Source organism: Pseudomonas sp. (assembly GCF_050739995.1).
In the GTDB taxonomy this organism is placed as follows: domain Bacteria; phylum Pseudomonadota; class Gammaproteobacteria; order Pseudomonadales; family Pseudomonadaceae; genus Aquipseudomonas.
On the sequence record NZ_JBOICG010000135.1, the window covers coordinates 1 to 10,143 of the forward strand.

Annotated in this window: 13 protein-coding genes; 6 read left to right on the forward strand and 7 right to left on the reverse strand. The window is 61.7% G+C overall.

Annotation, left to right across the window (positions count from 1 at the left end; translation table 11 throughout):
* Positions 1–532: DUF3857 domain-containing protein (locus tag ACRESD_RS04685; RefSeq protein WP_431749855.1), on the reverse strand; the 532-nt coding region annotated here is incomplete at its 3' end.
* A gap of 556 nt (positions 533–1,088) precedes the next feature.
* Complete coding sequence (locus ACRESD_RS04690; RefSeq protein ID WP_431749856.1) at positions 1,089–1,742, reverse strand: TetR/AcrR family transcriptional regulator; 654 nt, start codon at positions 1,740–1,742, stop codon at positions 1,089–1,091.
* A 121-nt stretch (positions 1,743–1,863) separates the two neighbouring features.
* On the opposite strand from ACRESD_RS04690, the gene ACRESD_RS04695 reads away from it, so the two are divergent.
* Both ACRESD_RS04695 and ACRESD_RS04700 read left to right on the forward strand, forming a co-directional pair.
* Positions 1,864–3,081, forward strand: a complete 1,218-nt coding sequence (locus ACRESD_RS04695) for an MFS transporter (RefSeq protein ID WP_431749857.1) — start codon at positions 1,864–1,866, stop codon at positions 3,079–3,081.
* 94 nt (positions 3,082–3,175) lie between these two features.
* The gene (locus ACRESD_RS04700) at positions 3,176–4,039 is read left to right on the forward strand and encodes a DNA/RNA non-specific endonuclease (RefSeq protein ID WP_431749858.1); all 864 of its coding nucleotides are present in this window, start codon (positions 3,176–3,178) and stop codon (positions 4,037–4,039) included.
* A gap of 10 nt (positions 4,040–4,049) precedes the next feature.
* Here the strand turns inward: ACRESD_RS04700 and ACRESD_RS04705 are convergent, their stop codons facing one another.
* Genes ACRESD_RS04705 through ACRESD_RS04715 form a run of 3 tightly spaced genes read right to left on the reverse strand, consistent with a single transcriptional unit; the run spans position 4,050 to position 5,440 of the window.
* The gene (locus tag ACRESD_RS04705; protein ID WP_431749859.1) at positions 4,050–4,229 is read right to left on the reverse strand and encodes a DUF1289 domain-containing protein; all 180 of its coding nucleotides are present in this window, start codon (positions 4,227–4,229) and stop codon (positions 4,050–4,052) included.
* Between the two features lie 33 nt (positions 4,230–4,262).
* Positions 4,263–5,168 carry a CDF family Co(II)/Ni(II) efflux transporter DmeF gene (dmeF, locus tag ACRESD_RS04710; protein WP_431749860.1) on the reverse strand — a complete coding sequence of 302 codons (906 nt, stop codon included), beginning with the start codon at positions 5,166–5,168 and terminating at the stop codon, positions 4,263–4,265.
* Complete coding sequence (locus ACRESD_RS04715) at positions 5,165–5,440, reverse strand: metal/formaldehyde-sensitive transcriptional repressor (RefSeq protein ID WP_060755830.1); 276 nt, start codon at positions 5,438–5,440, stop codon at positions 5,165–5,167. Before ACRESD_RS04715 ends, dmeF begins: the two co-directional genes overlap by 4 nt.
* 124 nt (positions 5,441–5,564) lie before the next feature.
* Here ACRESD_RS04715 and ACRESD_RS04720 point away from each other — a divergent pair, with 124 nt between their 5' ends.
* The 3 genes from ACRESD_RS04720 to ACRESD_RS04730 all read left to right on the forward strand — a co-directional run bounded on the left by ACRESD_RS04720 (position 5,565) and on the right by ACRESD_RS04730 (position 8,421).
* Positions 5,565–6,776, forward strand: a complete 1,212-nt coding sequence (locus ACRESD_RS04720; RefSeq protein WP_431749861.1) for a YeeE/YedE family protein — start codon at positions 5,565–5,567, stop codon at positions 6,774–6,776.
* Between the two features lie 123 nt (positions 6,777–6,899).
* Positions 6,900–7,442 (forward strand): cysteine hydrolase family protein, encoded by a 543-nt coding sequence (locus ACRESD_RS04725; protein WP_431749862.1) that lies wholly within the window; start codon positions 6,900–6,902, stop codon positions 7,440–7,442.
* Positions 7,443–7,446: 4 nt separating this feature from the next.
* Positions 7,447–8,421, forward strand: coding sequence for a GlxA family transcriptional regulator (locus ACRESD_RS04730; protein ID WP_431749863.1), 975 nt, complete (start codon positions 7,447–7,449; stop codon positions 8,419–8,421).
* 5 nt (positions 8,422–8,426) lie between these two features.
* Here ACRESD_RS04730 and ACRESD_RS04735 read toward each other — a convergent pair whose 3' ends face one another.
* Entirely contained in the window at positions 8,427–8,846 is a 420-nt protein-coding gene (locus tag ACRESD_RS04735) for a DoxX family protein (protein ID WP_431749864.1), read from the reverse strand.
* A 142-nt stretch (positions 8,847–8,988) separates the two neighbouring features.
* On the opposite strand from ACRESD_RS04735, the gene ACRESD_RS04740 reads away from it, so the two are divergent.
* Complete coding sequence (locus ACRESD_RS04740; RefSeq protein WP_431749865.1) at positions 8,989–9,909, forward strand: LysR family transcriptional regulator; 921 nt, start codon at positions 8,989–8,991, stop codon at positions 9,907–9,909.
* Here the strand turns inward: ACRESD_RS04740 and ACRESD_RS04745 are convergent.
* The gene (locus ACRESD_RS04745) at positions 9,873–10,040 is read right to left on the reverse strand and encodes a DUF2986 domain-containing protein (protein WP_431749866.1); all 168 of its coding nucleotides are present in this window, start codon (positions 10,038–10,040) and stop codon (positions 9,873–9,875) included. The two genes, ACRESD_RS04740 and ACRESD_RS04745, sit on opposite strands and share 37 nt — an antisense overlap.
* Positions 10,041–10,143: the final 103 nt, after the last annotated feature.

Genomic DNA, 10,143 nt, shown 5'->3' on the forward strand with positions numbered 1-10,143 from the left:
TGTCGTAGCTCAGGCGCACCTGTTCGTACTGGTAGAAATCCGGTGCATACAGGTCTTCGAACTGCCCGGGGAACAGCGGGGTAGTGCGCTGGAGTCGGTAGTGCAGGACCATGCGATCACCCACGGCGAGCTCCGGGAAGATCACCACCTTGACCAGAGAGTCCTGGAACATGGGCGCGTTGGCCGAGGCTTGCTCCTGCTGTTCCTTGATCTGGTCGGCGCTCACGGGAACCTTGCGGCCGTCAGCTTTGAGGGTGTACGCCTCGATAATAGCCAGGGTTTCCAGGGTGCGGTTGAAGCTCACCGAGCGCTGGGCATTGGGCTTGATGGCGCGCTCTTCGTTGATGCGTGAAACCAGCTCGACATCCAGCACGAAGCTACCGTCGGCGTTGACCACGTAGGACTGCAGGTTTTTTTCGACGGTGAGCGAGAGGTCGGTGTAATCCGCGTTGGCTGTTGCGCTGAAAAAACCGCAGACGAGCATCGCCAGCACACCGAACAGGCGTGCGGGAGAGAAGATAGAGACTTGCATGGAGATCCTTCTAAACGATGGTGCACACGGGCTTGCAAGCGGCGCACATTCCTTGGACAAACTGCTTAATGCGAAACATTACCATATAGAGATGGCGAAAGGCTGGCAGATTTTTGTGTGGTTCCTCCAGGTTCGCATCCCATTGTCTTGGGGGAGTAATCTGCATAGCCGCAGGTCAGGTTTCCCTTCAAGAGGATCGAGTACATGGCCTCACCCTGATACTGGATGCGCCAGCGCCGCCGCTGTTATTCGAGGAGCTCGTCAATGCCTTGAACTGGGCCTCGCCGTCACCCACCATGACCACGCCGCTTCGTGCCATCGCCCAGGCAGGTGCCGGTACTAATCATATAGACCGGTAAACCTGCGAGCGGTGTGGGGTGGCAATATTAAGCACACGTTGACCGGCATTCCCAATGCGCAGTTGACGCCACACATTGCGGGCAACACCACGACGGCCATCAGGACGGCTTCGCGGCGAATCATCGATCAGATCTACGCGCTCAGTACCGGTGTGAATACGCGGTGATCCCGTTTATTCGTGAACGCCTGAGGACGATTACGGGGTTGGAGTGGGTCCACCGGGACGAATAGGCGCTGCCGTAGCGGCAGCAATATCCCACGTCAACAAGAGGTGGCTGATCGCCGCGTCGATGCGTTCATGGGGGGCATTGTCCCGAGCCAGGATCGACACGCCCTGCAGAAAACTATCAAACACCGTCGCCAGCTCCGCTGCGCTCAGTGTTTCCGGCAACTGCCCGGTACTGATCGCACGTTCCACGCATCTCACGATGCCCGCGCGTGTCCGCGCGCGTGACTGCGTCAACACATCTGCCACCCGCGCATTTTCAGGGCTTGGTGCGCTCATCACGCCGAGCGCCACCATGCAGCCCTTGGGGTGCCCGTCTTCACATTGCATGCGCGCCGATTGGCGCAGTGCGGTTTCGATGGCTTGGCGCGGTGGCAGGTTTTCGTCCCACAGGCATTCGGTGACTTGGGCGTAGGTCGCCAGATAGCGCTGCACGCACTCGTCGAACAAGGCTTCCTTGGAGCCGAACGCGGCGTAAAAGCTCGGCGCGGAGATGCCGCCACCCAAGCCCGCCTTGAGCTGGGCCAGGGAGGTGGCGTCGTAACCGTGCTGCCAGAACAGGTGCATGGCCTGTTCCACGGCGTGGTCGCGGTCGAAATTACGGGGGCGGCCCATTTGTGCCATGTGCGGGACTCCTGTGGAAAACGATATAAATACTAGTCGATACATAAGTCGTTGACAATGCGCCGTGACGCTGTGCAACATTTATATCGATCAGTACTTAAGTCGTCTCAAGGAGTTTCCCGTGACACCCTCACTCAGCTTATCCGCGTCATCCGACCGCCTGCCTATCGGCGCGTTGCTCGCCTTGGCCATGACCGGTTTCATCTGCATCGTCACCGAAACCTTGCCCGCCGGGCTTTTACCGTTGATCAGCGACGGCTTGGCGATTTCCCCGTCCATGGCCGGGCAGATGGTCACCGCTTATGCCCTGGGTTCGGTGCTGGCGGTGATCCCGATGACGATTGCGACCCGAGGCTGGCGCCGACGCAATGTGCTGTTGCTGACCATCGTCGGTTTCCTGCTGTTCAACTCCGTCACCGCGTTGTCGTCCCACTACAGCCTCACGCTAGTGGCGCGATTCTTTGCCGGCGTGGCGGCGGGGTTGGCGTGGAGCCTGCTGGCCGGTTACGCCCGGCGTATGGTCGCACCGCATCAGCAGGGCAGGGCGTTGGCGCTGGCGATGGTTGGCGCACCGATTGCGCTGTCATTGGGGGTGCCGCTTGGTACTTGGCTCGGCGGGTTGGTGGGCTGGCGCACGACTTTTGGCCTGATGTCCGGGCTGACGCTGGGGCTGGTCGTGTGGGTACTGGCGAAGGTGCCGGATTATCCACCCCAGGCTGCACATCAGCGCTTGTCCCTGGGCAAGGTATTGACCACGCCGGGCGTGCGACCGGTGCTGGCAGTGGTGATCAGTTGGATGCTCGCGCACAACATTCTGTACACCTACATTGCACCGTTCGTGGCGCCGGCCGGGTTGGCAGAGCGTGTAGATCGAGTGCTACTGGTGTTCGGTATGGCTGCTTTGGCGGGGATCTGGCTTACGGCGAAATGGGTCGAGCCGTGGTTACGCAAGACAGTGTTGGTGAGCCTGGCGACGTTTGCATTGGTAAGTGGGGTGTTCGGCTTTTTGGGGCAACTGCCACTGGTGATTTACGTAGGCGTGGCGGTATGGGGCCTGAGTTTTGGTGGCGCCGCGACCTTGTTGCAAACTGCCTTGGCAGATGCGGCGGGCGAGGGCGCAGACGTGGCGTTGTCGCTGAATGTAGTGGCATGGAACAGTGCGATTGCTGCCAGCGGCGTGGTGGGTGGGGTGTTGCTCGATACCTGGGGTGTGGCGTCGTTTCCGTGGGCGATGTTGGCGTTGATTGTGCTGTCGTTCGCGATTGCCTGGGGTGCCCATGCCCACGGTTTCAAACCCGGCGCACGGGCGATGGGAAAACCGCTTGCCGCTGGGCACTAATGTGACTTTGCCAGGTCAATAACCCTCGAAATATCATTCACTTGGCTCCGTTTTACGGAGCCTGTCGCCTCACTCCCATTCAAAGAATCACTCCATGTACCTGCGCAAGATTGCAGTTGGGCTGTCAGCCCTTGTTTTGCTTTCCACTGGGGCGCAAGCCCGTGGTCTGTTGGATTTTCTCAAGCCACCGGCTGAGCACGCCTCACGCTCCGGTTCGATCAGTCAGGGCGCCGCCCTCGATCTCTATTCCAGTCAACAAAAAAAGCCTTCGTTTGAGGGTTGTGCCGATCTGTTCCCCGCTGCAACACCGATCAACACCGCCACCGTGCCGGCTACGATGAAGCCCTTGGCGCTGTGTTCAGACAACTTCGCGGTGCTCTATTCGCAAACCAGCAGGACGCCGCTGGTCGTGGTCGAGCGCCTGAATGCTGCGCAGTTGAGAAACGCCAAGGGCGAGGAGCGCACCAACCAGTTCTACCCGGACCCGCGTATTCCCAAGGGTGGTCGCGCCGAGCTGAGCGACTATCGTGGTCAGCACCCAGCGGTGGACCGTGGCCACCAATCCCCGGCGGCCGACGCACCCAGCGCGAATGCCATGGCCCAATCTTTCGCGTTGTCGAACATGGTGCCCCAAGACCCCACCAACAACCGCAAGATCTGGAGCAAGGTCGAGTCGGACGTGCGCAAGTTCGCCGTCCGGGCGGGTGGCAATGTGTTCGTGTTCACTGGGCCGCTGTTTGACCCGGGCTACAGCACCATCGGCACCAACAAGGTCTGGGTGCCGACGCGCCTGTTCAAACTGGTGTACGACGCTTCGTCGAAACGCGCCTGGGCCTATGTGCTGCCCAACGGCGAAACCCGCATCGAAAAGCCGATGGACTACGACACCTTTGTGAAGAGCACGGGGCTCAAGCTGCTGGGTAATCTGCCGGTCACGGGGTCCGTCGGGCGCACCTGACTCGCCTACCTCACTTGACCTTCTTCAACGCCTTGAGCCTCTGCGTCGCCCGTTGGACGGCGGCCATTTTCTCGGGGCGTTTCATGCGTTTCCACTTGCGGATGTCGTCCTTGCTGCGCCCACAGCTGACGCACAGGTCGCCGCTGAGCTGGCAGATGGAAATGCAGGGGTTTTCAATATCTTTGGCCAAGGGTCCACCCGGGTGTGTAGTTAAAGGTCACAGCTACGCCGCGTGAAATTCGACAGTGAGGTGACTCACTTCATGCACCGGTTTAAGGCGCTGGCGAATGCTGTCGGCATCCGTGGTCGAGCGGCCAACCACACTGACGATCGCCGCATGGGCTTCGGGGCCGACGCGCCAGACGTGCAAGTCGGTGATCCTGGCATCGCCGGGTTGTTCGACCAGCTCGCGGATCTCCGCGGCGACATGTTCATCGGTCTGGTCCAGCAACACACCGGCAGTGGCGCCCATCAGGCTCCAGGCCCAACGCGCAATCACGATGGCGCCGACAATGCCCATCAGCGGGTCCAGCCAGACCCAACCCAGGTAGCGGCCAGCGAGTAGGGCGGCGATGGCGAGCACGGAGGTCAATGCATCGGCGATCACGTGCACGTAGGCGGAGCGCATGTTGTTGTCGTGGCCGTGAGGGTGGTGATCGTGATCATGATCATGCCCGTGGCTATGACCATGGCCCAACAACAGTGCACTGATGACATTCACCGCCAGGCCCACCACGGCAATCAGGGTCGCGGTCCCGAATTGCACCTCGGTAGGCTGCAGCAGGCGAATCACCGACTCCACACCAATGCCCAGGGACACCAACGCCAGAATCAGCGCCGAGGCGAAGCCGCCGAGGTCACCGACTTTGCCGGTGCCGAAGCTGTAGCGTGGGCTGTTCGCATTGCGTTTGGCGTAGGCGTAGGCCGCAGCGGCAATGCCCAGGGCGGCCGCATGGGTCGCCATATGAAAGCCGTCAGCCAGCAGGGCCATGGAGCCGGTGAACGCGCCGGCGGCGATTTCCGCCACCATCATGACGACGGTCAGTATGACCACCCAAAGGGTACGCTTGGCGTTTTCTTCGTGGGCCGCGCCGAGGAACACGTGTTCGTGGCTATGGGGGCTGTTCATTTGGAATACCGGCGGATGGCTTCGAGCAATTCTTCGACGCCCTTGTTACGGGCTTCTTCGCTGAGGGAGGGATCGGCCACATGGGCTCTGGCGTGGTCTTCGATGATTTCTTCCATCAAACCGTTGATGGCGCCACGGGTGGCCGCCACCAGGTGCAGGGTCTTGGCGCAGTCGGCGTCCGACTCCAGTGCTTTTTCAACCGCCTGGATCTGTCCGGCAATGCGTTTGACGCGCTTGATCAAGCTGTCTTTGTTTGCGGCTATATGGCCCATGGTATACCCCCCCTACCTATAATGGCGCGGATCTTTGCATACCCCGCCCCCCTATACAAGGGGAGAGCGGTTTATACTTTCCCGCCCCTTGTCACTCACCCTCTACAAGTGAATCGAGACCCCCATGAGTACCTCTCTTACCCTGAGCCCCGCGCGCAAGCCCATCGCGCCGTTGCTGGCTTTTATCCTCCTGTTGTTCGGCGCCGTATTCCTGCAAAACACGGTCGGCTCGCGCCAGGTGCTGTTGCTGGTCGTCGGCGCTGCGCTGGGCTTGACCCTGTACCACGCGGCTTTTGGTTTCACCTCGGCCTGGCGCGTGTTTATCAATGATCGGCGCGGCGCCGGTTTACGTGCACAGATGGTGATGTTGGCCATCGCGGTGCTGCTGTTCTTCCCGGCACTGGGGGCGGGCACGTTGTTCGGGCAGCCGGTGGTCGGGCTGGTGGCGCCGGCCGGGATTTCCGTGGTGTTTGGTGCGTTTATTTTCGGCATCGGCATGCAATTGGGCGGCGGCTGTGCGTCGGGCACCTTGTTTACCGTGGGCGGCGGCAATGCGCGCATGTTGGTGACCCTGTTGTTCTTCATCTGCGGTTCGTTGATCGCCACACACCATGTGGACTGGTGGTTTGCGCTGCCATCGTTCCCGGCAGTGTCCATCGTCAAGAGCTTCGGCGTGATGCCGGCCATGGTGCTGAGCCTGGCAGTGTTCGCATTGATCGCGCTGGTGACCGTGCGTTTGGAAAAGGGCCGTCATGGCCAGCTTGAGGTGGGCGTGATCAGCGAGCACAGCGGTTTGCGTCGCTTTCTGCGCGGGCCTTGGCCGCTGCTGTGGGGTGCGATTGGCCTGGCGCTGCTCAACTACGCGACCTTGGCCCTGGCCGGGCGTCCGTGGGGTATCACCTCGGCATTCGCGCTGTGGGGCGCCAAGGTGGCGAGCGGGTTGGGTGTGGACGTGGCCGGTTGGGCGTTCTGGCAGATGCCCGGCAATGCCAAGGCCTTGGCCGCGCCGGTGTGGGAAGACATCACCAGCGTGATGGATATTGGCATCGTCCTCGGTGCGCTGCTGGCTGCCGGCCTGGCTGGGCGCTTCGCCCCGAGCCTGAAGATCCCAGTGCGCTCGCTGGTAGCGGCGGTGATCGGCGGTCTGCTGCTGGGTTACGGCTCGCGCCTGGCGTACGGTTGCAATATCGGCGCGTACTTCAGCGGCATTGCTTCGGGCAGCCTGCATGGCTGGGTCTGGTTGGTGGCGGCGTTTATCGGCAACAGCGTGGGCGTGCGCTTGCGGCCGTTTTTCTTTGCGGGCGAGCGGCCGCAGGTGGCGTTAAGCGGCTGCTGAGACGCCTGTCAATGGATGTCCGAATCCGTCCTTAAGTGGTCCGGCTTGCGCCTGTTTCTCGTGCGCCAGCATCTTTACCATGGTGTGCATCACTCGCTGAAATGCACACCAAGAGGACTGCCCATGAGCCGCAAAGCCCTGATCGTGATCGACGCCCAGCATTCGTTCCGCCATTCCACCTACTGGTCCGAAAATGACCTGGCTGACTACCTGAAAAAACAGCAAGCCCTCATTGACGGGTGTGTTCAGCACGGCATCCCGGTGATACAAGTGTTCCATGTTGAAGAGCAGGGGCATTTTTCGATGGCATCGGGCAACGTCAGAACCTTGAGCGAATTGTCGATCGCCCCTGCCTTGACCATCCACAAGCGCTACCACAGTGCTTTCGCCGGCACCCCGCTGGCTGCACGGCTGACGGAGATGGGGGTGACCACGCTGATCATCAGCGGCATTCGCACCGAGCAGTGCTGTGAAACCACCACGCGACACGCTTCGGACAGCGGCTTTACGGTGGATTTTGTCAGCGAGGCGACGTTGACCTTCCCGATGACGCACGCGCGTAGCGGTCGGGTGTACACCGCTGCCGAGATCCGCGAGCGCACCGAGCTGGTGTTGGAAGATCGCTTTGCCCGTATTGTCTCCGTCGCCCAGGCGCTGGAGGCATAAAACCGTGAGCGTGCCGGTGCTGTTCGTGCTGCTGCCCAATGTGCTGATGCTGGACCTGGCAGGTCCGGCCGAGGTGTTGCGTCTGGCCGCGCAATTCGAAGACCCGGCCGCCATCGATTTCGACTTGCAGTACGTCAGCCCGGTGGAGTCGCTGCAAACGTCCATCGGTTTGCCGCTGGCTGGCTTGGCGCCGCTTCCACCGGTCTTGGCGCCCGGCACCCTGGTAGTGTTGGTGGGTTCCACATCGAAGGTGACGAAGGCACGCCAACAGGCTTTCGACGTAGCCAGCGCCACCCTGACCCAGTGGCTGCAAAAGGTGTTCGCGCCTTCGGGCGAGCGACTGCTGTGCGTATGCGCCGGCGCCCTGAGTGCCGCCCGGGCCGGGTTGCTGGACGGTCGCCAGTGCACCACCCACCACGCACTGTGCGCGGCATTACAGGCCATCGCGCCCAAGGCTCGCGTGCTTGAAAACCGGCTTTACGTCACCGACGGTCCGGTCAGTTGCAGTGCCGGCGTCACTGCCGGTATCGACCTGATGCTGCACCTGCTCGCTGAACTGGCCGGACCGCGGCTGGCCTGTGCGGTCGCCCGAGACATGGTGGTGTACATGCGCCGCAGTGGCGCCGACCCGCAACTGTCACCCTGGGTAACCGGTCGTAACCACCTGCATCCGGCGGTGCATCGGGTGCAGGACGCCATCGCCGCCGCGCCCTGTGAAGCGTGGCCCGTCACGCGCATGGCTGACCTGGCCTACACCAGCAGTCGCCACCTGGCGCGGTTGTTCCATGAACACGTCGGCCTCAGCCCGCTCGACTACCTGCATCGGCTGCGACTGGCTGTGGCCCGTGAACTGCTGGCCGAATCGACCCTGGGCATTGAAACCGTTGCCGAGCGTGCAGGCTTCGGTTCGGCGCGCCACCTGCGACGTATCTGGAGCAAATACGAAGTCGGCACGCCTTCCACGATGCGCTTGGGTTGAGGGGATCAGCCGCGACGTGCGTCAAGGCTGAAGCGACCGGCACCGAACGCTACGACCTGCAGCAGGCCGCCGGCCATCGCGATGTTCTTGAAGAAGTGGATGAACTGGTTCTGATCAGCCAGCGCGTTGTGGAACGCCAGCGCAGTCGCCACGCTGAACAGCGCCAAGACGGCGGCGACGGTGCGGGCGCGGTAACCGGCGATCAAGGCCAGGCCGCCACCGATTTCAACGACGATCGCCAGCGCCAGTGCCAGCGTCGGGAAAGGCAGACCCACCGAGCCGATGTAGCCAATCATCATGGCCGGAGCCGCCAGTTTGGAAAAACCGGAGAGGATGAAAATGGCGCTCAACAGTACGCGGCCAATCAAGGCGGCCGAAGCTTGCTGGGTGTCGGAACGGGTGATGCTCAGGGTTTGTGTGGTCATGGTGTATTTCCTTCGATGAGGTACGGTTCGACATGAACCGCCCGAGTGAGGAAATCTTGGACCGCATCGGCTAATCTGAATAGCCGACTAATTTCGACGGTTAGGTTCGAAAAAATAGACAAGTCAATCAAGGGACCGACACATGATTTCCGACCCTGGTACACCCACCCTGGATCAACTGCGGGTGTTCCTCACCGTCGTGGAGGTCGGCAGTTTTGCTGCCGCCGCCAGGAAACTGCACCGCGCGACGTCGGTGGTCAGCTACGCGATCGCCAATCTGGAAATGCAGTTGGGCGTGGCGCTGTTTGACCGCCAGACCACCCGCAAGCCCCAGCTCACCGAAGCCGGCCGCACCGTGCTGGCCGAGGCCCGATCCATCGCCAACGGTATTCACGGGCTGCGGGCCAAAGTCAAAGGGCTGCTGCAAGGGCTGGAGGCGGAAGTGCATGTGGTACTCGACGTGATGCTGCCCGCCGCGCGCGTGGTGGACGCCCTCAAGGCGTTTCGCGAGGCATTCCCCACGGTCGCCCTGCATTTGCACATGGAAGCGCTCGGCGCCGTGACGGAGCGAGTGATCAACGGGGGAGCCATCATCGGTGTGAGCGGGCCCATGTACGAGAGCATCGACGGGATCGAAAGAATTGGCGCGGGCAGTGTTGAGCTGATCCCAGTGGCTGCGCCCGACCACCCGTTGGCCTTGAGCGGCGCGAATGCCCCGGGGGCCGGTCGCGAGCTTACGCAGTTAGTGCTCTCCGACCGTTCGCTGCTGACCAAGGACAAGGAGTTCGCCGTGCTCAGCAATCGCACTTGGCGCTTAGCGGACCTGGGTGCCAAACACATGTTGCTGCGTGAAGGGATCGGCTGGGGCAACATGCCCGCGCCGATGGTCGAGGAAGACCTGCGCAGCGGCCGGCTGGTGCGGCTGAATATCCCCGAGTACCAAAGCGGTAAATACCCCTTCGGCGTGATCTACCGCACGGACCTGCCGCCAGGCCCGGCCGCGCGGTGGTTGATCGAGCGGTTTGTTCAGCAGGCGGAGTCGCAGGAGATGGCCGGCTCTTGAGCGGCTTCAGCCGCCAGTTTCGCGCGGTCGGCTTTGCTGATGTATTTGTCTTTGCTTTTCGGCGCCAATTTGGCGCTGGCCTTTTTGGCCTTGGCCTTGAATAGCTGCTGGAGTTTCTTTTGGCGATTCATGTGTTTTTACCTGGGTTGTACAGACCCGGATGATACCAGTAACGCCACTCAGTTAAGCAGTCGCAGCCTCTGTAGTGAGCGGGCTTGCCCCGCGCTGGGTGGC

Coding starts and splice junctions, on each gene's coding strand:
- ACRESD_RS04725 (WP_431749862.1), top strand. CDS start 6,900: ATGAGCCGCAAAGCCCTGATCGTGATCGACGCCCAGCATTCGTTCCGC.
- ACRESD_RS04740 (WP_431749865.1), top strand. CDS start 8,989: ATGATTTCCGACCCTGGTACACCCACCCTGGATCAACTGCGGGTGTTC.
- ACRESD_RS04690 (WP_431749856.1), bottom strand. CDS start 1,742: ATGGCACAAATGGGCCGCCCCCGTAATTTCGACCGCGACCACGCCGTG.
- ACRESD_RS04720 (WP_431749861.1), top strand. CDS start 5,565: ATGAGTACCTCTCTTACCCTGAGCCCCGCGCGCAAGCCCATCGCGCCG.
- ACRESD_RS04700 (WP_431749858.1), top strand. CDS start 3,176: ATGTACCTGCGCAAGATTGCAGTTGGGCTGTCAGCCCTTGTTTTGCTT.
- dmeF (WP_431749860.1), bottom strand. CDS start 5,168: ATGAACAGCCCCCATAGCCACGAACACGTGTTCCTCGGCGCGGCCCAC.
- ACRESD_RS04745 (WP_431749866.1), bottom strand. CDS start 10,040: ATGAATCGCCAAAAGAAACTCCAGCAGCTATTCAAGGCCAAGGCCAAA.
- ACRESD_RS04715 (WP_060755830.1), bottom strand. CDS start 5,440: ATGGGCCATATAGCCGCAAACAAAGACAGCTTGATCAAGCGCGTCAAA.
- ACRESD_RS04735 (WP_431749864.1), bottom strand. CDS start 8,846: ATGACCACACAAACCCTGAGCATCACCCGTTCCGACACCCAGCAAGCT.